This is a genomic window from Streptomyces sp. NPDC047525 (assembly GCF_040643025.1).
GTDB lineage: Bacteria > Actinomycetota > Actinomycetes > Streptomycetales > Streptomycetaceae > Streptomyces > Streptomyces durmitorensis.
Genome location: NZ_JBEYTL010000001.1, coordinates 137845 through 162141, shown reverse-complemented (window position 1 = coordinate 162141; position 24297 = coordinate 137845). Strand labels below are relative to the sequence as shown.

Annotated in this window: 24 protein-coding genes; 14 read left to right on the top strand and 10 right to left on the bottom strand. The window is 71.3% G+C overall.

Going from position 1 to position 24297, the window contains the following annotated elements:
- Positions 1 to 60 precede the first annotated feature (60 nt).
- Positions 61 to 351: a hypothetical protein gene (locus ABZ833_RS00725; protein ID WP_249585334.1), complete on the top strand. Its 291-nt coding sequence runs from the start codon at positions 61 to 63 to the stop codon at positions 349 to 351.
- Positions 352 to 430: 79 nt separating this feature from the next.
- On the opposite strand, the gene ABZ833_RS00720 is transcribed toward ABZ833_RS00725, so the two are convergent.
- Positions 431 to 970 carry a hypothetical protein gene (locus ABZ833_RS00720; RefSeq protein WP_361039144.1) on the bottom strand — a complete coding sequence of 180 codons (540 nt, stop codon included), beginning with the start codon at positions 968 to 970 and terminating at the stop codon, positions 431 to 433.
- Between the two features lie 11 nt (positions 971 to 981).
- Positions 982 to 1506 carry a matrixin family metalloprotease gene (locus tag ABZ833_RS00715; RefSeq protein WP_361039142.1) on the bottom strand — a complete coding sequence of 175 codons (525 nt, stop codon included), beginning with the start codon at positions 1504 to 1506 and terminating at the stop codon, positions 982 to 984.
- Positions 1507 to 1931: 425 nt separating this feature from the next.
- Between ABZ833_RS00715 and ABZ833_RS00710 the strand changes: the two genes are divergently transcribed.
- The 3 genes from ABZ833_RS00710 (at position 1932) to ABZ833_RS00700 (ending at position 5496) form a co-directional block, all read left to right on the top strand.
- Positions 1932 to 3635, top strand: coding sequence for an immunity 49 family protein (locus tag ABZ833_RS00710; protein ID WP_361039140.1), 1704 nt, complete (start codon positions 1932 to 1934; stop codon positions 3633 to 3635).
- 92 nt (positions 3636 to 3727) lie between these two features.
- Positions 3728 to 4708: an ATP-binding cassette domain-containing protein gene (locus ABZ833_RS00705; protein WP_361039138.1), complete on the top strand. Its 981-nt coding sequence runs from the start codon at positions 3728 to 3730 to the stop codon at positions 4706 to 4708.
- Positions 4705 to 5496, top strand: a complete 792-nt coding sequence (locus ABZ833_RS00700; protein ID WP_361039135.1) for an ABC transporter permease — start codon at positions 4705 to 4707, stop codon at positions 5494 to 5496. Before ABZ833_RS00705 ends, ABZ833_RS00700 begins: the two co-directional genes overlap by 4 nt.
- Here ABZ833_RS00700 and ABZ833_RS00695 read toward each other — a convergent pair.
- Positions 5477 to 8674 (bottom strand): BTAD domain-containing putative transcriptional regulator, encoded by a 3198-nt coding sequence (locus ABZ833_RS00695; protein ID WP_361039133.1) that lies wholly within the window; start codon positions 8672 to 8674, stop codon positions 5477 to 5479. The genes ABZ833_RS00700 and ABZ833_RS00695 overlap by 20 nt on opposite strands.
- 146 nt (positions 8675 to 8820) lie before the next feature.
- On the opposite strand from ABZ833_RS00695, the gene ABZ833_RS00690 reads away from it, so the two are divergent.
- The 6 genes from ABZ833_RS00690 to ABZ833_RS00665 all read left to right on the top strand — a co-directional run bounded on the left by ABZ833_RS00690 (position 8821) and on the right by ABZ833_RS00665 (position 12946).
- On the top strand, positions 8821 to 9294 hold the full coding sequence (locus ABZ833_RS00690; protein WP_361039130.1) for a DUF3995 domain-containing protein: 474 nt from the start codon (positions 8821 to 8823) through the stop codon (positions 9292 to 9294).
- Between the two features lie 49 nt (positions 9295 to 9343).
- On the top strand, positions 9344 to 9784 hold the full coding sequence (locus ABZ833_RS00685; protein WP_361041256.1) for an RNA polymerase sigma factor: 441 nt from the start codon (positions 9344 to 9346) through the stop codon (positions 9782 to 9784).
- Positions 9781 to 10248 carry a hypothetical protein gene (locus ABZ833_RS00680; RefSeq protein WP_361039128.1) on the top strand — a complete coding sequence of 156 codons (468 nt, stop codon included), beginning with the start codon at positions 9781 to 9783 and terminating at the stop codon, positions 10246 to 10248. Before ABZ833_RS00685 ends, ABZ833_RS00680 begins: the two co-directional genes overlap by 4 nt.
- A gap of 92 nt (positions 10249 to 10340) precedes the next feature.
- Positions 10341 to 11309 carry a polyphosphate kinase 2 gene (gene ppk2, locus ABZ833_RS00675; protein ID WP_361039125.1) on the top strand — a complete coding sequence of 323 codons (969 nt, stop codon included), beginning with the start codon at positions 10341 to 10343 and terminating at the stop codon, positions 11307 to 11309.
- 16 nt (positions 11310 to 11325) lie between these two features.
- Positions 11326 to 12096 carry a PIG-L family deacetylase gene (locus tag ABZ833_RS00670; RefSeq protein ID WP_361039122.1) on the top strand — a complete coding sequence of 257 codons (771 nt, stop codon included), beginning with the start codon at positions 11326 to 11328 and terminating at the stop codon, positions 12094 to 12096.
- Between the two features lie 34 nt (positions 12097 to 12130).
- Positions 12131 to 12946, top strand: coding sequence for an alpha/beta hydrolase (locus tag ABZ833_RS00665; protein ID WP_361039119.1), 816 nt, complete (start codon positions 12131 to 12133; stop codon positions 12944 to 12946).
- A gap of 58 nt (positions 12947 to 13004) precedes the next feature.
- On the opposite strand, the gene ABZ833_RS00660 is transcribed toward ABZ833_RS00665, so the two are convergent.
- Positions 13005 to 13859 carry an alpha/beta fold hydrolase gene (locus tag ABZ833_RS00660; protein WP_361039117.1) on the bottom strand — a complete coding sequence of 285 codons (855 nt, stop codon included), beginning with the start codon at positions 13857 to 13859 and terminating at the stop codon, positions 13005 to 13007.
- A gap of 91 nt (positions 13860 to 13950) precedes the next feature.
- Between ABZ833_RS00660 and ABZ833_RS00655 the strand changes: the two genes are divergently transcribed.
- From ABZ833_RS00655 to ABZ833_RS00645, 3 genes are read left to right on the top strand one after another with little or no spacing between them, the layout of a single operon-like run.
- The gene (locus ABZ833_RS00655; protein ID WP_361039115.1) at positions 13951 to 14568 is read left to right on the top strand and encodes a hypothetical protein; all 618 of its coding nucleotides are present in this window, start codon (positions 13951 to 13953) and stop codon (positions 14566 to 14568) included.
- Positions 14569 to 14614: 46 nt separating this feature from the next.
- A complete protein-coding gene (locus ABZ833_RS00650; protein WP_361039113.1) occupies positions 14615 to 14959 on the top strand; it encodes a VOC family protein in 345 nt (114 codons plus the stop codon).
- Between the two features lie 27 nt (positions 14960 to 14986).
- Positions 14987 to 15955, top strand: a complete 969-nt coding sequence (locus tag ABZ833_RS00645) for a DUF3500 domain-containing protein (RefSeq protein WP_361039110.1) — start codon at positions 14987 to 14989, stop codon at positions 15953 to 15955.
- A gap of 33 nt (positions 15956 to 15988) precedes the next feature.
- Here the strand turns inward: ABZ833_RS00645 and ABZ833_RS00640 are convergent, their stop codons facing one another.
- From ABZ833_RS00640 to ABZ833_RS00620, 5 genes are all read right to left on the bottom strand, one after another.
- Positions 15989 to 16423 (bottom strand): DUF6299 family protein, encoded by a 435-nt coding sequence (locus tag ABZ833_RS00640; RefSeq protein ID WP_361039107.1) that lies wholly within the window; start codon positions 16421 to 16423, stop codon positions 15989 to 15991.
- A gap of 36 nt (positions 16424 to 16459) precedes the next feature.
- Positions 16460 to 18253, bottom strand: a complete 1794-nt coding sequence (cydC, locus tag ABZ833_RS00635; RefSeq protein WP_361039105.1) for a thiol reductant ABC exporter subunit CydC — start codon at positions 18251 to 18253, stop codon at positions 16460 to 16462.
- Entirely contained in the window at positions 18250 to 19992 is a 1743-nt protein-coding gene (cydD, locus tag ABZ833_RS00630; protein WP_361039103.1) for a thiol reductant ABC exporter subunit CydD, read from the bottom strand. The genes cydC and cydD overlap by 4 nt, the downstream gene beginning before the upstream one ends.
- A 32-nt stretch (positions 19993 to 20024) precedes the next feature.
- On the bottom strand, positions 20025 to 21077 hold the full coding sequence (cydB, locus tag ABZ833_RS00625; RefSeq protein WP_361039100.1) for a cytochrome d ubiquinol oxidase subunit II: 1053 nt from the start codon (positions 21075 to 21077) through the stop codon (positions 20025 to 20027).
- Positions 21078 to 21145: 68 nt separating this feature from the next.
- Positions 21146 to 22447, bottom strand: coding sequence for a cytochrome ubiquinol oxidase subunit I (locus ABZ833_RS00620; RefSeq protein ID WP_361039098.1), 1302 nt, complete (start codon positions 22445 to 22447; stop codon positions 21146 to 21148).
- Between the two features lie 170 nt (positions 22448 to 22617).
- On the opposite strand from ABZ833_RS00620, the gene ABZ833_RS00615 reads away from it, so the two are divergent.
- Entirely contained in the window at positions 22618 to 23556 is a 939-nt protein-coding gene (locus ABZ833_RS00615; protein WP_361039096.1) for a LysR family transcriptional regulator, read from the top strand.
- A 54-nt stretch (positions 23557 to 23610) separates the two neighbouring features.
- Here the strand turns inward: ABZ833_RS00615 and ABZ833_RS00610 are convergent, their stop codons facing one another.
- On the bottom strand, positions 23611 to 24297 hold the full coding sequence (locus ABZ833_RS00610) for a DUF2848 domain-containing protein (protein WP_361039095.1): 687 nt from the start codon (positions 24295 to 24297) through the stop codon (positions 23611 to 23613).

Below are 24297 nucleotides of genomic sequence, written 5' to 3'. Positions count from 1 at the left end.
CTCTGGCCGGACGAGCCTGGGCAGGGTGGATTGTCAGTGGTGGCTGGGAGTGTGGGACGTATGGACAGGGATGAGGAGCTGCTGCGCGGCCGGATCTACGGTCAGGACCACGACGACCCCCGGCAGGGCCCACAGCCGGGACGGGACTATGCCGAGCTCGTCGGCGGGCCGCTGGACGGACTGCTGCTCGACATCACCGGCTGGACGAAGGGCGAGATCGACACCGGCGTCGCCCTGCCCACGGAGCTCGGGCAGTTCGGCGCCGGTGGGCGGGCGATGTACGACCCGCGTCCGGGCGATCCGCGTCCCTGCGACCGACGCCGCTGGGACTGGTCCGGCGACACCCCCTGACGACTGCCGGGATGCGGAGTCGGTGGGCAGCGGGTGCGGGTGCGGGTGCATGCGGGCGGTTGTGGCCTCTCACCGCTTCTTACCGCTCCTGGCCGGGGGAGACGTCGATCTCGTGGTCCACCGCCCACTTCCAGTACTCCCTGACCGTTCGGCCGTCGGACGCGGCGACCGCGGTGATCGTCCGGGCCGGAGCGTTGAGGTCGGCGACAGGGGTCGGGGTGGTCTCCAGGAGGACGGCGTGGCTCTGTCCGTCCGGTACACGCCCGGTCGCGAAGACGTAGGAGGCGCCGTCCGTCAACGGCTCTTCTCCCTGGTAGTAGCTGACCGTGGTCGTGTCACGAAGGGTCCCTTTGAAGACCTGGGCGACGCGGACGGCGTACAGGTCGGAGAAGACGCCGTAGATGTCGCGCTCGCCTGTCCGGCTCACCACCGTGCCGAGGAACACGTCGTCGGCGGTGCCCGCCACCTGCCGGGCATCCTGAGGGTCGTAGAGAGCGACTGCCTCCGTGGGGCCGCTGTTCTCCCTGGGCCCGGTGAGGCTGTACAGGCTCCAGAGGGCGCCTCCCAGAACCGTCAGTGCTGCCGCGGCGACGGCCAGACGTCGGCGAACCTCGCTCATTGCTCTGCCTTTCAGCCCCACAGCGCGTGGTAGTTCCGCCGGTCTCGTGACGTCGGCGTTCCGTCGGAGGACATGTCGTAGATGTGTGGAGCCATCAACGAGCTGTAGGACGAGGGGTTCTTGTGACAGAACCCCAGGGCGTGGCCGAGCTCGTGTGCGGCGATCGTCTGCCGGGACCTGGTGTCCCCGTACTGCTTGCCGGGCCCCAGGTACGCCTTGTTCAGCCGCAGACGGTCGGTGCCCTGAAGCCCTTTCCAGAGCCCGAGGATGTTCTTCCACGGAGGCCTGGAGGTGTTGACGTCCGACCATTCCAGATCGGCGTAGCGCGTCGCGTCGTCGGCGGGGAACTTCACCCGATCGAGCCCGCTTCTCGTCCAGGCCTTCTGGGCATGCCGTCGTGCGCCGTCGAACCGCGTCGCGTCCTCCCAGGCGATCTCCCCGCCGTCTACGGACGACCGCCCCCGCGAGTCCTTCAGGCCGTTCATGCACGTGGCAGGGGCCGCGGCATGGGCGGAGGAGGGCTGCGCGGTGACCATGACCAGAGCCAGTGCTGTGGCGGACAGCAGGGCGCTTCGAGGCCCCGGGCACACGGCCGGCGGGTGCGGGTGCGGGTGCGGGTGCGGGTGCGGGTGCGGGGGTGGGTGCGGAACGCGCCTGGTGCCAGGGCTGATTGCAGGCGTACGGGCGGAGACTTGGGCGAGGTGGGCAGGCAGCAGACGGCGTGAGGGCACAGGACTCCGTTCGAAGGGCACGCTGTGGATCTTCGTAGGCGAACGGCGAAGCCGGGCGGGGACAGGCTGCACCTCACCCATATGAGAGCTGCTCCACAGCCAGTAGCCCGCCCGGGCCCGGCCGTCCGAGTGGGACGCAGCTTGATCGCGCGGGGGACCGCGCCCGCACCCGCACCCTCACCCGCCCCCGACATCAGCCCCGTACGCACACAGCTCGTAGAGTCGCAACGGTGAACGGACACAACACCTTTGACACGTCGGGCGCTCCCGACCGCGACCTGCCGATGCTGACCGCCGCCCAGGCCGTACGTCTGCGCGCACTCACCGCCCCGTACGCGCAGGACGGCCGCAGCTACCCCCTGCACAACCTGGCGCACAAGTGCCGCCAGGCGCCGGAGGAGCGCTGGCCCGAGGTCGTCGCCGCCCACTTCGCCGCTCTGCAGGCGGGCAGCCAAGGCGGCGAGAGCGCCGCGGAGCTCCTTCGTGGCGTGCACGCGCGGCTGTTGCCCACGGATTCGCTCACCCCGGAGATCGCAGGTGCCATGCGCTACGCGCGCGTGGTGGCCGAGGGGCTCGTCTTCGCCTACGCCCTGGACCTGCCCACCAGCGTGCGGATGCTCACCGACCCCGACGTGGAGCGTGCCGGGATCGAGGAGTTGGGGCAGGCGGCCTACGCGAACCTGATGCGCGTGCCCGTCGAGCACGAGGAAGTGCCCGTCCAGGGAGGGGCGTTGCTGCACTCCGTGTACGGCGACTCCCCGTTCGTCGCGAGCAAGGCGCTGTTCCTGTCCGAGGTGGCCCGTCAGGTCACCGGCGAGCCGCTCCCGGACGCCGGGGCTCTCGTCGTGGTGCCCACCCGGCATCTGCTGGCGTACCACCCGATCGTCGACGGCTCCGTGGTCGACGCCGTCAACAGCCTTGCCGCGTATGCCCTCGGTGCCCACGAGGACGGTCCGGGCGAGCTGTCTCCGCGGGTCTACTGGTGGCACCGGGGCGGCCTGACCTCGCTCACGGCCATCGACCACGACACGCGTTCCTTCTCCTTGCGGCCGCCGCCGGAACTCCTCGCCCTGATGAAGGGCCTGGTCGGTCTCGACCGTGCCGGGCGCATCGACACTCCCACGGCTGCCAAGGCGCCCGACGCTGCCGCGCTCACCCACACCGCGGCCGAGGCGACAGCCCGTCTCGCCGAGGCCCCGTCCGCACTTGACGACGCCTTCGCCTCGGCTCTCACGCTCAGCCACGCCCACTGCGCCACCGACCCCGAAGCTGCTCACGTCGACACCTGGGATGCCTGGGCCACCGCCGTGCAGCTCGGCTCGGCGCTGTTCACCGGTGCGCAGGCGCAGGAGTGCCGTCTGGGTGAGGATCGCGTGCGGCAGTTGCCCGCCACCCCCGCAGCGCCGCCCGCGGACGCGCGGGCCTGGCTCGACGCCTTCTACGTTGCCGTCACGTGCCGTCAGAAGGACCGGGCCGACCGGTTGTGCGAGGTGCCGCTGGAGGTCCTGCGGCAGGACGACTCCGTCGACGCGTACGTACTGCACTGGATCGACACGCTGCAGACCTATTGGGCCGAGCGCTCGATGGACGACGTCGTGGGCAAGCTGATCACCACCATGGAGACGTCCCAGCCCGCGTCCCTGACCCACACACCCAAGGACTTCGCGGACCTGATCGACTACCAGCCGGTCGCCCTCTTCCACCGCCTGGTCACCCGCGACCACGACGCCTTCGCCGAGGCCCTGGCCGAAGCCCTCGCGCACCACGACACCTACTGGGGCGGCTCGGCGGCGCCGCGCGCCCGGGTGGCACTGGGGCCGCTGGCCATGGCGAGCCTGGCGTACGACCACGGATTCCCCGTCGCCCTGAGGCAGCCCTACCTGCCCACGTATCTGCTCAACGGCGAACGGATCGAGGAGATGCCGGGCTGCTGAGTCCCTGCCCGGCGGCCGAGTCACCCCCGGTTCCAGGGCGCTGAAACCGTCGTGAAACCCCGCTGAATGCGCCCTGCCGCAAGCTCAGCGGCATGACCACAACGACATCGCCCTCCCTCGCCATCGCGGCCACGGGGCTGCGCAAGGCGTACGGGGACAAGACGGTCCTCGACGGCATCGACCTGGAGGTGCCGGCCGGTACCGTCTTCTCCCTGCTCGGCCCGAACGGCGCGGGCAAGACCACCGCCGTCAAGGTCCTCTCCACCCTCATCGGTGCCGATGCCGGGGAACTGCACGTCGGCGGCCACGACCTGGCCGCCGACCCGCAGGCGGTGCGGGCCGCGATCGGTGTCACCGGGCAGTTCTCGGCGGTCGACGGGCTGATCACCGGCGAGGAGAACATGCTCCTCATGGCGGACCTGCACCACCTCTCCCAGCGCGAAAGGCGGCTGGTCGCAGCCGAGTTGCTGGAACGCTTCGATCTCACCGAAGCCGCGAAGAAGCCCGCATCCACCTACTCCGGAGGTATGAGGCGGCGCCTCGACCTCGCCATGACGCTGGTCGGCAACCCGCGGATCATCTTCCTCGACGAGCCCACCACCGGACTCGACCCGCGCTCCCGCCACAACATGTGGGCCATCATCCGCGAGCTGGTCGCCGGGGGCGTCACCGCCTTTCTGACCACGCAGTACCTGGAGGAGGCCGACGAACTCGCCGACCGCATCGCGGTGTTGAACGACGGCAAGATCGCAGCCGAAGGCACGGCCGAGGAGCTCAAGCGACTCATCCCGGGCGGACATGTCCGGCTCCGCTTCACCGGCCCGGCCGCCTACAAATCCGCCGCCTCCGCGCTGCGCGAAGTCACCACGGACGACGACTCCCTCACGCTGCGGATCCCCAGCGACGGCAGCCAGCGCGAGCTGCGCGCCATCCTCGACTGGCTGGACTCCGCCGGTATCGAGGCGGACGAGCTGACCGTGCACACCCCCGACCTCGACGACGTCTTCTTCGCCCTGACCGGCGGCACCACCGTGCCGAGCCTGCCCGGCATGACCAAGGAGACCGTCCGATGAGCACCCTCTCCCTGGCCGCACAGGACTCGTCCACGATGCTGCGCCGCAACCTCCTGCACGCCCGGCGCTACCCCTCCCTCACCCTGAACATCCTGCTGACGCCGATCGTCCTCCTTCTGCTCTTCGTCTACGTCTTCGGCGACGTGATGAGCGCGGGTATCGGGGGCGGCGGCGCCGACCGCTCCGACTACGTCGCCTATCTCGTCCCGGGCATCCTGCTGATGACCATCGGCGCCACCCCGGCGGGCACCGCGGTGTCCGTCTCCATGGACATGACCGAGGGGATCATCGCCCGCTTCCGCACGATGGCCGTCCACCGCGGCTCGGTGCTCATCGGGCATGTCGTCGGCAGCGTGCTGCAGGGGATCATCAGCGTGGTCCTCGTCGGGGCCGTCGCCGTGGCCATCGGATTCCGCTCCACCGGCGCCACGGCTCTGGAGTGGCTCGCGGCGTTCGGGCTGCTGGTGCTGGTCGCCACGGCGTTCACCTGGATCGCGGTCGGGATGGGAATGGCCAGCCCGAACGCCGAGGCGGCCAGCAACAACGCGCTGCCGCTCATGATCCTGCCGCTCATCTCCAGCGCCTTCGTCCCCGTCGACGCGATGCCGGGCTGGTTCCGGCCGATCGCCGAGTACCAGCCGTTCACACCCGCCATCGAGACGCTGCGCGGCCTGCTGCTGGGCAGCGAGATCGGCAACAGCGGCTGGATCACGATCGTCTGGTGCCTGGGCCTTGCCGCACTCGGCTACCGCTGGTCGACGTCATTGTTCAACCGCGACCCGAACTAAGCGCGCGGGCCGCCTCCCACAGCTCGTCCCGCTCCAGGGCGGCGTACTCCGACACCGCGTCGGCGTACGCCGCCCGGTCCGCGTCCTCGGCCGCCCGTCGGGCACGCGCCGCCGACATCGTCGGCTGGAACTCGCGCTGCACGCGCAGCCGTTCGGCCAGCGCGATCATCCGTACGGCGGACACATCACCGGACGCGAGCCCGGCCATGCCGAGCGCGTGCAGCACCGTCCCGAACACAGGTAGCTCCATGGGCGAACGGAGCGGGCCGTCAAGGAGGGTCCGCAGCCGCTGTCGCAGCCGGTCGACCGGCTGCGCGACGAGGTGGAGACGACCGGCGTGCGCGTGCGCCGTCACCGCCGCCGCCTGGATCTGCAGCGCCCACGGGTCGAGCCAGGGGTCGCCGGCGTACATCGACCCGGCCTCGGGCATCCGCTCCACGGCGCCGCGCCACAGGCCGAGCCCGGTCTCCGTCAGCCCGCGGGCCAGCGCGATCTCGGCGCGGCCGCCGAGGTCGGGGCTGTAGAAGGTGTCCTCCTGCGGGGTGCCGTCTCCCTCCGCCTGCCGCAGCCAGTACTCGGCCTCGTCGGGGTCGCCGCGCTGCAGGCAGGCGAGGACCAGGGCCGAGCGGATGCCGATGTAGTCGTGCTCGCCGCCGAGCCGCGGCAGCACCTTCAGTGCCGCCCTGAGGTGCTCGTAGGCGGTCTCGCCCTGTCCCGTCCGCAGGCTCAGCTCGCTCAGCCGGGAATGGCCCATGAGCTGCAGGGACGGGTTGCCGGCCGGCTCCAGCGCGGCGACCATCCGGCGGGCCGAGGCCAGCGCGCGGTCGATGTCGTGCTCGTACTCCCAGACGTAGGTGGCCACGCACTCGGCGATGGCGGCGACAAGCGGCTGCTCGCTGCCGTCGTCGCCGTGGCTGTCGCAGAGCCGGTGCAGCACGGCGTAGTCGGGAGGCCGCATCTCGGGCACCGCGCGGAGCACTGCCGCGGTGGCGCGCGGCAGCGTGTCCGGCGGGGCCGCGGGCAGCCGCCGGAGGGTGACGAGCTGGCGTACGGCATGCGGGCCGTAGTTCATGAACAGGCCCGCCGTGCACAACACCGCGGCGGCACGGGCGACTTCGACGTACTCGGGCGTGGGGTGGTAGTGCGAAAGCGGCGGCCCGGTGTCCGCGGCGAGGGTGGCGAGGCGCGGGTAGTTGGAGTCGGTGGACCACAGAGCGGCCAGGACGGCGGTAAGGGCGGCGATCGTGGGGCCGTCCGCGCGGGCCAGGGCGTGCCGCAGGGCCGGTACGAGGTTGTCCTGCTCGGCCCGGATCCGCTCCCGGGCGGCGATGGAGTCCTCCGTGCTCGGATCAAGCCGAGAGTTCGGGGAGGGTTCCGGGCCGAAGAGCACGTCGTGGTACGCGACCCCGAAGTCCCGCGCCCAGGCGAGGAACCGGCCGACGGCCTCGTCCCCCTCGCCCGCCTCGGCGCGGCGCGCCGCGCTGAACTCCCGTACGGTCTCCAGCATCCGAAACCGCACGCCGACCGGCGTCTCGGCGACGGTGAGCAGCGACTGACCGGTCAACTGCTCCAGCAGGAACAGCGCATCCCCGCCCAGCACCTGCTCCGCCGCGTCGCCGCAGAAGCCGCCGGGGAAGACGGAGAGCGTGCGCAGCGCGGCCCTGGCGTCCTGCGCGAGGAGGTTCCAGCTCCACTCCACGACCGCGTGCAGCGTGCGGTGGCGCTCCGGCACGTCCCGTGCCCCGCCGCGCAGCAGCGCGAACCGGTCGCCGAGACGGCGGGCGATCTCCGGCACCGAAAGCACCCGAACCCGCGCCGCTGCCAACTCCACGGCCAGCGGCAGTCCTTCAAGGTGGCGGCACAGCTCGGCCATCGCGTCCGGCGGCAGTTCCACGCCGCTCCTGGCAGCTCGGGCCCGCTGCGTGAACAGCTCGACGGAGGTGTCGAGACCGAGCTCCGGGAGCGCGTACACCGCCTCCGACGTGAGGTCCAGCGGCGCCCGGCTCGTGGCGAGCACCCGCAGTTCCTTCGAGGAAGCGACCAGTGTCTGTACGAGACCGGCGGCGCCCCGGACGACCTGCTCGCAGTTGTCGAGCACCAGCAGCGCGGGCCCCGGTCCCAGCACGCCCAGGATGCCGGACACCGGGTCGGCGGCAGCGTGGCCGCTCACGACGCCGTGCCGCCCCTCGCCCGCGCCGAGCGCGGCGGCCACCTCCCGAGCCACCTCCAGCGTCACGTCCTGGTCCGCGGTCAGCCCGGCGAGCGGCACGAAATGCACCACGCGCTGCTCGGCCCTGCGGCTGACCGCGTGAGCGAGCCGGGTCTTGCCGAGGCCGCCGGGTCCGACGACGGTGACGGCACGCGCGTCGCGCAACAGCCCCTGCACCGCGGCGATGTCCTCGTCACGGCCGAGCAGCGGGTTCGGCTCGTGCGGCACACCGTGCCTGACCACAGGTGCCTCGCCGCGCAGCAACTCCCGCTGCACGGCCTTGAGTTTGGCGCCCGGATCCGTGCCGAGCGCCTCGCGCAGCTCACGGCGGTAGGCCTCGTAGCGCGTCAGCGCGGCGGACGGACCCGCCGTCGCCGCCTGACCGCGCAACAACTCGGCGAGCACCTCCTCGTCGCGCGGATGCTCCGAGGCGGCCACGGCCAGCGGCCCGGCCGCCTCCGCGTGCCTGCCGAGGCGGGCGAGCGCGAGCGCCTGCGCGCGTACGAGGGTGCCGCGGACGGGGGCGCGTTCGGCACGCAACGCGGCCACGGGGTCATCGGTGTCGCCCGCCCCCTCAGGGGCGCCGCCCCACAACGTGAGCCCGGCCTCGGCCGCGGCCAGCGCCCCCGCGTGATCCCCGGCCCTGGCCCGCTCCGCGCTCAGGGCGGCGTGCAGCAGCAGGGCGGAGCTGTCGACCTGATCCTCGGCGAGGGCGAGCCGGTATCCGGTAGGCGTGCTCGCGATGACATCGGCGCCCAGCTGAGCCCGCGCCCTGGACACGAGGACCTGCAGCGCCTTCCCCGGCCGCTCCGGCAACGCGTCCGGCCACAGCCCCGCCACCAGCCGCTCGGCGCTGCAACCGGTGCGCACGTCGCCCGCGAGCAGCGCGAGCAGGCCGCGGAGCCGGGGCGCGGTGACCTCCTGCCCGCGATGGGCGACACGCGGCAGCAGGGTCAGGTCGGTGGTCACCCGTGCAGGTTAGCCAAGGCGTCGACAGGACCGACCCTGCGAGGGCTCACGCGGCCAGAGGCAGCGCGGAATTCCGCGACATCCGCGGGAACGTATCCCGCGTTCGCCTCCTCTGTCGGGTGTCGATTCCCAACGCAGGAGGCATCATGTCCGACCGAACGGCACAGCGAGCCGCCGCAGCCATCGCCTCGGTGCTCACCGTGGACGCCCTGTTCCACCTCTCCTGGGCCACCGGGTCCACCTGGCCGGCCGACGACGCGGAGAGCCTGTCGTACGCGGTCCTGGGCACCGACGCCCCCTTCACCCCGCCCGTCGTCCTGCCGTTGGCCGTGCTCCTGTTGACGGCCGGTGGCATCGTCGTCGCTCAGTCCAGGCGCCCGCACCGACTGCTCCGGCTCGGGACCCTCGCGGTGGCGGGCGGGTTGTGCCTGCGCACGCTGGCGGGTATCTACTGGCTCTTCGCGCAGGACACCGGGTCCGCCTTCTACTGGCTCAACCTCGGGCTCTACACCCCGTTGTGCGCTCTGCTGTGTGCGGCCGCGCTGCGGGTCGCCCGTCACGCGGCACCCAACGTCCGCGAGGACGCTGCCCGTTGGGAAGATGCCGTACGTGTCCGATGACGAAACGGCGCGCCGGGTGCGCGCGGCGCAGCGCGGCGACACGCTGGCCATGGCCGAGCTGCTGGACGAACTCGCCCCCTACGTAGGCCGAATCTGCGGCCCCATCGCCCTGGACCAGGGGCCTGACGCCGCGCAGGAGGCCCTGGTGGCGGTGTTCCGCTCGCTGCGCACGCTCAAGGACCCGGCCGCACTGCGCGGCTGGGCCCGTGCCATCGCGGTGCGCGAGGCGGTCCGCCTGGCCCGGCGCGCCGCCCGCGCGGTGCCCGCCGACCTGAGCACCCTGCCCGCGCGCGGCGATCCCCAACTCGCCGCCGACATCAGGGACGTACTGGAGCGGCTGTCCCCCGAGCACCGGGCGGTGCTCGTCCTGCGTGACGTGGAGGGCCTGGACGAGCGGACCGCGGCCGAACTGCTCGACATCCGCGTCGGCACCGTCAAGTCCCGGCTGCACCGGGCGCGCGACACCTTCCGGAAGGCGTGGACCTCATGAGCGCACATGACACGGCCGGCGAGTGGCCCGCCGCCGACCTGGACCCGGTGCGGCGATTGCATGTGCTAGCCGCCGCCATTCCCGGCGCACATGTCACCGAGGGCTTCGTGGCGGCCCCATGCGATCGCGTCACGGCCCTGCTGGGCGACCTGGAGGGCGCGTTCGGGCAGATCGCGCCCGACATGCGAGGCCTCAGGGTCGTACGGCGGGATGGTGCGCGGGTGGAAGCGCTGGCCCGCAGCAAGTACGGGATGCGGGCCCGGCTGCGCGGAGAGCAGCGGCCCGGCTGGTGCTGGCTGCAGAGCCGGTTCCTGCTGATCGGCGCCGCCGCGGCGCCGGACGGCGACGGCACCCGGGTGGCGTTCACCGGCGGTGTGCGCGTGCCGGGGCGTGCGGCGTTGGTGCCGTTGGGCGTACGACGGGAGGGGGAGCGGAGCCTGCAGCGGCTGAAGGGCCTGCTGTGAATTGGCGGCGACGGCTGGGACGCGCCCCTTGGCATGTGGCGGTTTCTACGGAGTAGCGCTCGATGGGGGAAGTGGAAAGATGGCACGTGTCGATGAGAGGAGACGGTGTGACGTCGGGCGACAAGGACGGGGAAGGCTTGCTGGACGGCTTGTCGGTGGACGAGGCCCGGCCCGAGCGTCCGGTGCTTCTCGACGGGCAGGGGGAGCCGCTGCGGACCTGGCGGGAGAACTATCCCTACGCGGAGAAGCTGAAGCGGAAGGCCTATGAGCGCCAGAAGCGGATCCTGCAGATCGAGCTCCTGAAACTGCAGAGGTCGGTGCGCGAGCAGGGCCAGCGGGTCGTGGTCGTGTGCGAGGGGCGGGACGCCGCGGGCAAGGGCGGCACGATCAAACGCTTCACCGAGCGGCTCAACCCCCGAGGGGCCCGTGTCGTGGCGCTGGACAAGCCCACCGAACGGGAAGCGGGGGAGTGGTACTTCCAGCGCTACGTCGCACAACTGCCGGCCGCGGGGGAGATCGTCTTCTTCGACCGTTCCTGGTACAACCGTGCGGGCGTCGAGCCCGTCATGGGTTTCTGCACCCCGCGGCAGCACGAGGACTTTCTCCGGCAGGTCCCCCTGTTCGAGAAAATGATCACCGATGACGGCATCGTGCTGGTCAAGTTCTGGTTCTCCGTCTCCCGCGCGGAGCAGCGCACCCGCTTCGCGATCCGCCAGGTGGACCCCGTACGTCAGTGGAAGCTCTCGCCCACGGACCTCGCGTCGCTGGATCTGTGGGACGCCTACACCCACGCCAAGGTGGAGATGTTCCGTGCCACGGACACCGTCCACGCACCGTGGTCGGTCATCAAGTTCAACGACAAGCGCCGCGGACGCCTGGAGGCCATCCGGCACCTGCTGCTGCGTGTCGACTACGCGTCCATGGACAAGGACGCGGTGGGGGAGGCGGACCCGCTCATCATCGGCCCGGCCGACACGCTCCTGGAGGCGGACGAGGATCCGACGGACCTCTCACCCAGCAGACTCGCCGGGCATCACCTGGGGCCCGGTCAGCATCCGTGACGACGGCAGGCCAGCCATGTTCCGCCAGCCCGTACCGAGCCTGCTCGCCGTCTTCGCCCACCCGGACGACGAGTCGCTTTCGGCTGGCGGAGTGCTCGCCCGTCACGCAACTGCCGGAGCGCGCACCGCGGTTGTCACGGCGACCTGGGCCACAGGCACCACTCGCGCCACCGAGCTGGCCCGGGCGCTCCAGATCCTTGGCGCCGGCGAACCGAGGATGCTCGGTCATGCCGACGCGCGCGTACCGCATTCGGCTCCGGGCAAGGCGAGGTTCTGCGATGCGCCGATCGACGAGACGGTCCGCGAACTGGTGGGGCACCTAAGGGAGTTCCGACCGGAGGCCGTGATCACCCATGACGCCTACGGCGGGCTGACCGGTCACCCGGACCACGTCCACACACACCGGGTGACCCTGCTCGCGTTCCACGCGGCGGGACTTGAGCGCCTCTACCCGGATGCCGGTCCGCCCTGGCAGCCGAGTGCCTTGTATCTGGCCACGCACCCGCACTCGGCCGTGCGCGTGTGGGGCGCCTACCTGGCCGCGACAGGCAAAGCGATGCACAGCGTTCCGGACGAGTGGATCGCGGCGGCCGTCGATGTCAGGCCCTGGCTGGGCCAGAAGGTCGCCGCGGTGCTGGCCCACCGCACCGAGGTGGAGCGGGGAGCTGTCCCGGCGCTGATTGCCCGCCTCCCGGCAGCCGATCGGGAACGGCTGCTCGGCACCGAGTGGTACATCCGTCACGACCCCGTCTCCAGCGGGACGGCGGGGGATGAGCTGACGGCCTGAGGAACAAGGAAGAACGAGAGAGGGAGATCGCACGATGACCGCGATACACGTGACGATGTGGGACGAGACCGGTGGCGACGGACAAGCTCCCGCAGTCTTCGCCCACAATATTTTCACGTGGGGCAGCGACGAGGCGTACGGGTTCGCGGCCCAGCGGCCCCTGGCCGACCGCCACCGGCTGCTCCTGGTGGACCGCCGTGGCTACGGCCGCAGCCCCGACACCGACCGCAGTGACTTCGACACCGACGCCGACGACATGGTGGAACTCCTTGAACGGCAGGACACCGGCGCGCACTTGGTCGGTCACGGCAACGGTGGCCTGGCAGCCATGCTCGCTGCCGGGCGCCGCCCCGACCTCGTACGGTCCCTGACGCTGATTCAGCCCGCGGCGTTCTCCGCCGCCGCCGGTCACCCGGTGGTCGAGGCCATGCTGGAACGGGTGCGGGGCAGCGCCGGGCTGCCGGATTCGGTGACACCGGAGCAGTACTTGCGCGCCTCCACGGAAGGCCTGGGCATGGCCATGCCCGACCCCACCCCGCAGCGCCTGCGTGCCGTGGCCACCTCGATGCGCGAACGTCCGGTATGGGAAGCGACCGTGCCCCTGAAGCCGTTGCAGGCCGCGCCGTGGCCCACGCTGGTGATCTGCGGGACCTGGCAGGACGCCCCGGAGATGTACCGCACGTATGCCGGTGAACCGCTGATCGCCTGCGCCGAAGCCGTGGCCGACGCCGTCGGGGCGCGGCTGCTGCGCGTGGACGGCTACTACCCGCACACCCAGCAACCCGCCGCCGTCAACGCCGCCTTGCGCGAACTGTGGGGTCAGGGGATGCGATGCGGCCCGGCACAGTGACTGTGCCGGGCCGCATCGCATCACGTACCGCGACAGCCAGATGCCCAGAAGTGAACCGTCAGCGCGCCGCGAGGTCCGCGAGCAGCTTGGCCGCCGGCTTGGGGTGGACGAGCCAGCTCAGGTGGCTCGACTCGACGGTCCCGACATCGAAGGGGTTGTCGGGGGTGAGCGCGTCGGCCTCGCGGATCATGCGGTCCTGCATGGCGAGCGGGATGCTGGCGTCGTCGCTCAGGCGTACGTACGACTTGGGAATGCGACCCCACGTCGCGCCCTGCGCCCGGTCGGCCGACGTGCCGACATCGAGGTTCTCATCGGGCTGGAAGGTGTTCAGGAACGTACGGAACTCGTCATCGGTGAGGTCGGCGGCGAAGGCCTGCTTCATCGCGGCGAGCGGCTCCGGCGCCGCGGTGCGGAAGTTGACCCTCAGCACACCGAGCTCGGCCGGGTTCCCGACGAGGGCGGATGCGAAGGCACCCGGGTCGACGTCGGCCATCTCCGGCTCGGCGTAGTAGTCGCCGACGGTCAGGTCGACGGGGCACCAGGCAGCGACGTAGACGATCCGGTCGATCAGATCGGGCCGGGCGTTGCCGACCGCGGTGATCGTGGCGCCGCCCCTGCTGTGGCCGACGAGGATGGTCGGCCCGTTCTGCTTCGCCCGCTCGAGGACCTCGATCACGCGGGCGACATTGTCGGCAAGCGTGACCCCCTTGATTCTCCCTGGTTCCGCTGCGAGCGCGTCCAGATCCTGGGGAGCTTGGTAGGACGAGGCGAAGGTCGCGTCGAAGCCGTGCCCCGGAAGGTCGAGCGCAACGGACCGGTGCCCGAGCAGGCCGAGTTCGGCCTGCAGCGGCGCGAACGAGAAGGAGTTGGCGAAGGCACCATGGACAAGTACGAATGTCGGCTGATTTTGCATCCCCGTAGCCTCTAACGAAGCGATCTTCGGAACAAGTCCAAAGGCATGGCCCGGCCGGAGAGCGGCGGAAGCCGGTCATTAATCTGTGCCCATGAGTGACGACACCTGGGAAGCCCTGAAGGCGACCCCGATCGCGGAGATGCGGCGACGTGCCGCGATCATCCACACCATTGTTGATGTCTCGCCGACGGCGGTCGAGGGCGCGGAGAGGTTCGCCTGGAACGACAGCGGTGGGCAGTCGGCCGTGTGGTACTTCGCGCCGGACGGCCGCGCGATGCTGCTCACCTTCGATCACGAGTCGGACCTGAACCTCTACGCCGAAGGCACCTACGCCCTCCAGGAGTCGCTCTACGGCGGAGTCCCCGCGGACCTCGTCCAGCTGGTGCGCAACCGTCCGGAGAACTACGAATCCCTGAACCTCACGGAGCCGGGGACGGACGAGACGATCCACTACGCCGGCGGCGTGTTCTGGTTCGACGGCAAGCAGTGGCGGGCCGCCGAGGGATTCCTGGACCACTGCGAGCAGGAGGGTCTGGACGCCATGGCCGAGTCTGGATTCGGCTACTGCCTCGACGACTACCTGCTCGGCCAGGAGTTCACTCCCGAGGCGTTCGTGGCGTACCGGGACGCCGACAACTGGTACGACAGCGCCGAGGAGAAGGACCAGGCACTGGCCGAGGCCCGGGAGATCTTCATCCGGCACGGATGACGTGGGGATCCCCTCCCCAGGCACACGGCGTGCTTAGCATGGCCGCATGACCGTAGACCTGTTCGCGGGAATTCCTGTCAGCGACTACACCGTGGCGGTGGCCTGGTACGAGCGACTCCTCGGCAAGCCACCGTCCTTCCTGCCCAACGACACCGAGGCGGTGTGGGAGCTCGCCGAGCACCGGTACGTGTTCATCGAGGTGCGGCCCGAGCACGCGGGGCACGCCCTGCACACCGTCTTCGTCGAGGATTTCGACACCCGCATCTCGCACATCGCCGAGCGCGGTCTGAAGCCGGACACGCGCGAGACGTACGCCAACGGCGTCCGCAAGGCCACCTTCCGCGATCCGGACGGCAACGAGATCGGATTCGGCGGCGGCGCGGAGGACTGAGCGGAGGACTGAAGGGACTTACGGACGGTGGACGCGGATCGATCGGAGAAGCCTGCCGCGCGGATGCGGGAGGCGGTGCGTGCGTTGCTGTCCGTCCTCGAGCCGGAGCAGGTGCGCGAGCTGCGCGCGGGGCCCGCCCGGCTGGACGCGCCCGAGCTGCGGGAGTGGACGTATCTGCCGGGCTCGCGCCCTGGGTTGTCCACCGAGGGTCTGGGCGGCGAGCAGCGCGAGGCCGTCGACGCGCTGCTGGCGGCGGCGCACAGCGCGGCGGGCGCGGAGCTGGCGCGCGGGGCGATCGAGGTGGAGCGGCACCGCCGCGCCATGGTCGGCGCCACGGGGGCCGACCGCTACTGGGTGCGGCTGCTGGGCGACCCGGACGGCGACGGCCCCTGGGGCTGGCGGATGAACGGACACCATCTCGCCGTACACGTACTGATCACGGCGGCCGGGATGCGGGTGACGCCGCACTTCATCGGTGCGGAGCCGGCGCGCATCGCGGACGGCCCGCAGGCCGGCCGCCGGTTGCTGGGCCCGGAGGAGGACCTGGCCCGGGAGCTGGTCACGGACCTGGACGTGGGTCGGCGGGCGGCGGCCGTCTTCTCCGCCGCGCCGCCGGACGACATCCTGACCCGCGCCGACCCGTTCGCCGATCCGGACCTGCTGCCGGCCGGTCTGCCTTACGGCGAGATGACCCCCGGTCAGCAGCGGCTGCTCGAACGCCTGGTGCGCCGCTACCTCGACCGCGCGCCCGCGGCGTACGCGCAGGAGTGCTGGGCCGAGACCGTGGCACGTGGGCTGGACGCCCTCTCCTTCGCCTGGGCCGGTGGCCGCGCACCCGGGGACCGGCACTATTACTGCGTTCGGGCCCCGGACTCGCTCATCGAGTACGACAACACCCAGGACGGCGGCAATCACGCCCACTCGGTCTGGCGGCACGTGCGCCACGACTGGGGCGCCGACTTGCTGCGCGCGCACTACACGGAGCAGCACCGGTAGACGAGCGCCTTGGCCTGGGCCGACGTTGACCTGTCAGCTCTCGGTGAGCGTGACTTCCTGCTGCTGCGCGGCGTGGAAGCGCGGCAGCGGGAGGCCGCCTTGGGCGGTCAGCTCCATCACGGTGGCCTCGACGTGGGCGGTGCCGGGCTTGAGGCCGGCGGGAGAGGGGCGCCCCGAGTTGGTCCAGGCGTGCTCCATGCCGTCACAGACCGCGCGGGTACCGCCGATGCCGTGACGGACACGGCGGTCGTTCTGTGCGAGGGACGAGGACACGAAGACGCCGCCGGTCCCGCCGGTGCATCGATAGGTGCCCGAGAGGGTGACGGTGCCGTCCGGGGCGAGGCGGCCGGTGGGGTTGACGGTCACCGTCTCGCCCGGTGCGGCGAACGCGTCGGCAGTCGCGGCAGCAGGTGCGGTGAGCAGGAACAGCGAGGCGGCGATGGCCGTGGTGGCCTGGCGCAGTGACATGGGGCCTCTTGGGGCAGGAGGAACACGGAGTTCCATCTATAGCGGGCCTCGTGCACGGGGCCGGGCCGACACGGCGCGAGGCCCCTCATCTTGATCCTGCCGGTGCCTTGGCGCGGAGGTGAGGGGGCGGACGCGGCCGTGGTCGAGGGTGAGGATCTGGTCGGCGCTGGTGAGGCCGGAGGTGTCGTGGGTGATCAGGAGGGTCGTGCGGCCGTCGGTGGCTCGGAGGACGTCGGCGAGTACGGCAGTGGAGGTCTCGGGGTCCAGGCCCTCCGTCGGTTCGTCCAGGACCAGGACCGGCGGGTCGGCGAGCAGGGCTCGGGCCAGGAGCAGGCGCGTGCGCTGACCGCCGGACATGGTGGAGCCGTTCTCGCCGATGAGGGTGTTCCAGCGGTCGGGAAGGGATTCGATCCAGTCCAGGAGCTGGGCTCTGCGGGCTGCTTCGTGCAGGTCGCTGTCCGTGGCATCGGGGCGCGCCAGGAGGAGGTTGGCCCGGATGGTCGTGTGGAAGACATGGGCGTCCTGGGTCATGCCGGTGATCGCGCGGCGTGCGTCGGTGCCCGCACAGTCGCGCAGCTCGCGTCCGCCGATACGGATGCTTCCGGCCTCGTAGGGGACGAATCGCATGAGCGCGGCGATCAGCGTCGACTTGCCGGAGCCGCTGGCGCCCAGGAGCACGGTCAGGCGGCCGGGTGGCAGGCGCAGGCTCACTCTGTCCAGGGCCGGGGGGCCGTCGGGGCGGTGGCGTACGCGCAGGTCGGTGATGTCCACGCCGAGTGGTCCGTGGGTGGGGAGCGGGTTTGGTGCGGGCGGGTCGGTGACGGGGGGTGGGGTGTCGAGCAGATCAGCCAACCTGCGTGCGCTGACCCGTACTTGGGCGAGGTGGCGGGCGGCAGCGGGCAGCGGTGTCAGGGCCTCGAAGGAGACCAGCGCGAGGACCGCGAGGACGGTGAGGTGCACGGCGGGCAGCTCCCCCGCCGCGTGGGAGCGCAGCGCGAACCAGGTGACGCCGACCGTCGCCGCGGCCTGGAGGAGCAGGACCGAGGTCGAGGCGAGCGAGGTGGTCCAGGCCGCCCGGCGCTCCAGCGCGGCGATCTGGGCCGAGGCGCGGCTGGTGCGTTCGTGAGCGCGGCCCCGGGCGCCACAGGCGGCGAGGTCCGCTGCGCCCTGCGTCAAGTCAAGGGTGAGCGCGGCGAGTTCGGCACGCGCTGTGCTTTCCGCGCGGCTTGTGCGGCGGGACAGCGTCAGCACCAGTGCGGGTACGAGGAGTCCCGCCACGGCCAGAAGCAGCCCCAGCAGTACGCCCGCCTGCGGCAGCAGCGCCGCGGTCAAGGTGGTGGCCGAGGCGGCGACCGTGCAGGCTGCCGCGGCCGGGATCAGGACCCGCAGCAGGAGGTTCTGCGCGGCGTCGACGTCGTCGACCAGACGGGTGAGCAGGTCGCCGCTGCGGAAGGCGGTGGTGCCCGCGGGGGCGAGGGGCACGAGCGCCTCGTACACCTGGGTGCGGAAGCCCGCGACGGCCCGCAGCACGCCGTCGTGGCCAAGGAGCCGGTCGGCGTAGCGCAGTGCTCCGCGCCCCAGCGCAAGAGCGCGGACGGCGACGATGGCCAGGCTCACCGAGGCGAGCGGGGGCTGTTCGGCGGCACGGGTGATCAGCCAGGCGGCGGTGGCCATCAGTGCGGCGGCGGCCAGCTCGCTGCCTGCCGAGGCGAGCGCGCCGGGCAGCAGTCGGCGCCAGTACGGCAGGAGATGGCGCAGGAGGCGGAGGGTGGGACGTGGAGTCCGCGCCGGAGCGGAGGCGGTGACGTCGGCGTCGGCGTGGCGGGTCATGGGGTCATCAGCCCTTCTACGAGGGCCGGTTGGGCCGGATGGGCAGGGTGGTGGCCCGGTTGGGCCGGTCGGGCCTGGGCGATGCTGCCCGCCTCCACCGTGACGATCCGGTCCACGTGCGGCAGCAGGCTCGTGCGGTGGGCGACCACGATCGAGGTCTTGCCGCGCATGAGGCGGACCGTGGCGCGCGTGACGGTGGCCTCGCTCTGCGGGTCGAGATGGGCGGTCGGTTCGTCCAGGAGCAGTACGGGGGCGTCCTTGAGGAAGGCGCGGGCCAGGGCGATCCGTTGGCGTTGCCCCGCGGAGAGTCCGGCGCCGTGCTCGCCGAGCACCGTGTCGTACGCCTGGGGCAGTTCCTCGATGAAGAGGTCGGCGAAGGCGGCGCGGGCCGCCCTGCGGACCTCGGTGTCGCTCGCGTCGGGGCGTGCGAGGCGGATGTTGTCCGCGACGCTGGTGGCGAACAGGTGCGGGCGCTGGGGCACCCACGCCACTTGGGTGCGCCATGGGTCGGGGGCGAGGTCGGCGAGGTCCGTGCCGTCGACCGTGACCCGGCCCGAGGCGGGGGCCGTGAAGCCGAGGAGCAGTGCAAGGAGCGTGGACTTGCCCGCGCCGCTCGGGCCGACGAGGGCCACGTGTTCGCCAGGGCGCAGCGAGAGGGAGACGTCGCGCAGAGCGGGCACGGAGCGGCCCGGGTAGTGGACCGTGACCTCCTCCAGGCGCAGGTGCGCCGCACCGGCATCGGGCACCGGGGAGCGGTTGTCGGCGGCGCGCTCAGCGGGTGAGTCCTGGTCGTCCCGGTCGTCGAGGATGGTGAAGACACGTTCGGCCACGGCGATGCCCTCGGCGCTGTCGTGGAAGGCCGCGCCCGCAGCTCGCAGCGGCAGATAGGCCTCGGGGGCCAGGAACAGGACGATCAAGGCCGTACGAAGGTCCAACTCGCCGTCGAGCAGCCTTAGTCCGACCGGCACGGCGACCAGTGCCACGGAGAGAGTGGCGACCGTCTCCAGGACGAAGGAGGAGAGGAACGCCACGCGCAGCGTGCGCATGGTGGCTCGCCGGTGAGCGTCGGCCATCTCGTGCACCACCCGGGCCTGGTGCCGCTCGCGGCCGAACGCGCGCAGCGTCGGCAGCCCGGCCACCACGTCGAGGAAGTGACCGCCGAGCCGGGACAGGAGCTGCCATTGCCGGGCGGTGCGCCTGGCGGTGTGGGCGCCGACCAGCGCACCGAACACGGGGATCAGCGGCAGTGTCACGACGATGATCAGTGCCGATGTCCAGTCCGTCCACGCCAGCCACGCGACGACCGTGAGGGGCACCACCGCGGTGGCCGTCATCGTGGGGAGGTAGCCGACGACGTACGCGTCCAGGGCATCGAGGCCCCGGGTGAGCAGGGTGGCCGTCTCGCCGTGGCGCCGGGCGGCCAACTGCAGAGGGTTGGTGTGCCGCAGCCGGCCGGTGACGCTCTCGCGCAGGGTGCGTTTGGCTTCGGCCGCGGTGCGCTGCGCGAGCACTCCGCGGGCCCAGGTCAGCAGGGCGCGCAGCACCATGACGGCGGCCAGTGTGGCCAGCGGCATGATCCGGAACGGCTGTCCGTCAAAGCCGTCCGCGAGGACCGTGGCCAGCAGGACCGCCTGGGCGACGATGAGCCCGGCGCCAAGGAGCGCCAGCGCCGATGAGTACGTCATGTGGCGCCGCAGCAAAGGGAGTTCCCGCATCAGGCGGCGTTCGACGGGCTTCATCCGGGGGTCCCTCTCTCGTCGCGTTCCGGGGCTCAGAAGTAGCTGGGGTGACGGAGGCCGGTCCGTCCTCGGAAGGCCCACCAGCTCCATGTCTGGTACGCGAGGATCACCGGGATCACCAGGACCCCGAACGCGCTGAGGATCTTCAACGTGGCGCCGTCGGTGACGGCGTGGCCGACGGTCAGCCCCGCGCCCGCCGAGCTGATCAGGAGGTAGGGGTAGTGCCCGGCTCCCACGAGCAGTACGGGCAGTGCCGTGGCGCAGCAAGTGGCCGCGAACGCACGGGTGTTGTGTCCCTGGGAGAAGTGCCACCAGGCGCTGGCGAGTGCCGCCGCGAACAGGGCGGCGATGACGGCCGATGTGGCGCGGTTCGTCATCGAGGCGCCCACTCCGAAGAGCGTGAGGAGCAGCGCGAGGGAGCCCACGGCGGCGGCCCCACGGAGCAGCGAGGCGCCCAAGGTCCTTGCTTTGGCGGCGAGTTCCGGAACTGAGCGCAGTGCCACGAAGGCCGCTCCGTGCGCCGCGAAGAGCAGCGCGGTCGTGACACCGCAGGCCAACGCGAACGGCGAGAACACGTCGCCGAATCCGACGTGGAAGCTCCCGTCGGCCCGGCGGGGCACGCCGTGGAGCAACAGGCCCACGACGATTCCCCAGCACACGGCGGGCAGTGCCCCTCCGAACACGATCAGGACGTCCCACCGCCGGCGCCCGCGAGGACTGTGGGCGCGGCGGCGCAGTTGGATCGCGGCGTTGCCGAGGACCAGGCCGACGAGAATCGCCACGATCAGGGGGTACAGGCCGGACAGGAGGGTGCCTTCCAGGTGCGGGAAGGCACCGAACAGGACACCTGCGAAGGCGACCAGCCAGACCTCGTTGCCCAGGAAGAAGGGTGCGATGGCATCGAGGGCGGCGCTCCGGGAGGCACGAGTGTCCTCCTGGCCATGTCCGTCGCCCCGGTCACCTCGGTCACCTCGGTCACCGAGGAAGGGGTGCAGCATCTGTACGCCGTAGTCGTAGCCGCCGAGCACAAAGTACCCGGCGAGGAGCAGGCCGAGGAGGGCCAGCCAGGCGGTCTCCAGACTCATCTCGCTCAACTTTCCGTTGTGGCAGGGGAGGTCATGCCGGTGCCGGTGCCGGTCGTCGTCGGCCTGCATCAGTAGGCCGGAAGCGGCTGTTTCTCCTCGGCATCGCCCCCTGGCCCGTCGGGCAGGTCGTCGGGGAGCGGTTCGGTGGAGCCGAGCTGGGTGGCGTCCGGGCCGCGGAGGGCGAAGCGCGTGATCAGCGTCCAGTTCGTCACCGCCAAGGCGAGGAAGATGGCGACGAACACGGTGCAGGACACGGCCAGCGCGGCCGTACTGACGTGGGAGAGCGCGTCCTCGACCGTCAACTCGCCGTAGACGAGCCAGGGTTGGCGCCCGACCTCACGCACGACCCAGCCGCCCACGGAGGCGATGAAGGGGAACGGCACTGTCACCACCAGCACCCACAGCACCGGGCGCCAGCGCATCAGCCGGTTCTTCCACAGCAGGATGACGGCGATGAACGTGATGGTGGAGACGGTGTTGCCGATGATCGTCATCACGTCCATGGAGATCCGCATCGTGTCCTGCCAGGGCACGTAGTCGCCCGGCCCGTGCTCCTTGACGAGCTGTGCCTGCACTTCGGCGACGCCGCTGTTCTCCAGGACCGCGTCCTTCATGGGCTGGGTCCGCTCGATCACGGGCCGCTGCATCTCGCCGACGATGACGACGAAGAAGGAGGTGACCATGGCGACCCACAGCCCAAGGCGCATGGAGCCGCGGAAGAGTTCGGTCTCCGTGGTGCGCCGGAGGAAGTGATAGGCGCTGACCCCGGCGACGAAGACGCCGCCCGTCGTCAGCGCCGCCAGCGCGATGTGGAGGAGCGCCACCAGCGCGCTGGAGTTGGTGAGCAGCGCCCCGAAGTCGGTCAAGTAGGCGGCGCCGTCGCGCACTTCGTAACCCACGGGGTGCTGCATGAAGCCGTTGGCGATCATGATCCAGTACCCGGAGGCGTACGCGGTCAGGGCGACCAGCCAGATGAGCGTGACGTGCACGCCCCTGCGCATACGCCCCCAGCCGAAGATCCACATGCCGAGGAAGGTGGATTCGGCGAAGAAGGCGATGAGGGTCTCGAGCGCCAGCGGGGCGCCGAAGACATTGCCCGCGAACTTGCTCAGGCCGCTCCAACTGAGCCCGAACTGGAACTCCATGACGAGGCCGGTGACGATGCCGACCGCGTAGTTGATGACGTAGAGCTGGCCCCAGAACCGGGTCATGCGCTCCCGGACGGCTCTCTTGGCGGGATCTCGCGTGTACGCGGCCCGGGTGTGCATGATCGCCACGAGGGGGACGAGCCCCATGGTGAGGATCACGAACAGCCAGTGGATGCCGGTCGTGGCCGCGAACTGGAGTCGGGCCAGATCCGCAGCGCTCATGGAGGGGGGACCTTCCTACGGGATGGGCGGCCGGTCGGGCGGCCGTTCGCGGGAGCTTCATCAGGGCCCTCACGGGGCCCTGATGAAGACCGTAGGGAGGATCGCTTATGCATTCCAAGACCTGTTTTGCCATGTAAAGATGGCCCGGAAGGCATAAGTGAAGGTGGACCATGGATCTTCTGCAGTTGCGCTACTTCCAGGCCGTCGCCCGTTACGAGCACATCAGCCGCGCCGCGCAGGAACTGCGCGTCGCCCAGCCCTCGCTCAGCCGCACCATCGCGCGCCTGGAGTCGGAGCTCGGCTCCCCGCTCTTCGACCGGCAGGGCCGCCGCATCCGGCTCAATCCGTACGGCGCGATGTTCCTGCGGCACGTCGAGCGCGCCCTGAGCGAGCTCGACGACGGCCGCAGGGCCGTGCGTGAGGCCCGTGACACCGGTCTCGGCCGCGTCAGCGTGGCCTCCGAGACGCTCCTGACGGTCACTCATCTCATGGGCAGTTTCCGGGCCGATCACCCCCGGGCCGACGTGCGGCTCTTCCAGTCGACCGCGCAGGAGATGGACCGTCGGCTGCGCACCAGAGAGGTCGACTTCTGTGTGGCGTCGCAGCCGCTGACCGGCACGAACCTCGAGTCGGTCGAGCTCGCCCGCGAGGAGGTGCTGCTCGCGGTGCCGCCAGGCCACTGGCTCGACGGGCGGGAGAGCGTGACGATCCCTGAGATCGCCGACGAACCCTTCGTCACCACGCGTCCGGGCCACTGGCAACGCGCTCTCCTGGAACGGCTGTTCGCGGCCGAGGGGCTCACGCCACTGCTGTCCTGCGAGGGCGACGAGCCGGGCGCCAGCCAGGACATGATCAGTGCGGGACTGGGCATCGGCCTCATCCCGGCGATGTCCCGCGAGGCCGGAACGGAGACGCGCGTCCCGGTGGCCTGGGTCGAGGTGGAGGCGCCCGACTGTGAACGGGCGCTGACCCTGGTGTGGAGCCGCGACAGCTACCTGTCCGAAGCCGCCCTGAAGTTCCGGGAGTTCATCACCGGCACCCCCTTCATGGCCCACCGCCTGCGCCTGCCCGACGCGCGCCGCGAGGGGGACGAGGCGGTCGCCACGTGACCGGCCAGAGCACTCCCGGCGCGCGTAAGGGGGCAGCCGTCGGCCCGTGAGCGCTCAGCCGATGGGCTGGGGCAGGGGTGCCACCTCGTAGGCGAGCCGGATCGTGTTGCCGGTGGCGGGGTCGCCCAGCTCCACGCGCCACCCGTCGGCGAACTGGTCCACGTCGTCGGCCATGGGGATGGTTCCTGAGATCAGGACGGTGCCGGGCGTCAGGGCGCCGCGTTCGCGCAGTACGCCGGCCCAGTAGCCGGGGGTGAGCAGTTCGGCGAGTGTGCCGTCCTGGATCCCGGTCTCCCCGCCGCCGTGGGTGACCCAGGCGCGCAGGGTCAGCTCGTCGATGCGCGACTCGACGTCGGCCAGGAGCCAGGCCTGCCGGGCCAGGACGTCAGGTGCCGCGTTCTTGCTCCAGGCGACGCCGTGGACCTCGAGGTCGCGGTCGGTGTGGTCGCAGGCGGCCGTGAGGAGCAGCTCGCCGCCGTCCGCGACGACCAGCGCCCATTCGGCCTCGCCCGATGTACGGGCGTGCGGGGCGGCGACCCGGTCGGTCTGCTGGGCCAGGTAGGGGGAGACGGGGTAGAGCGCCGGGGTCACCGACGGCGCGGGCACCCCGAGCTGGGCGAGCTCCGCGACGTGCGCGGCGACGTCGGCCTGCTCGCGTCCGGCGTATCCGGCGTTGAGCAGCTGCACGACGTCGACGGTGCGGGTGGAGCCGTCGGGGAGTTCGAAGGTCAGCACAGTCAT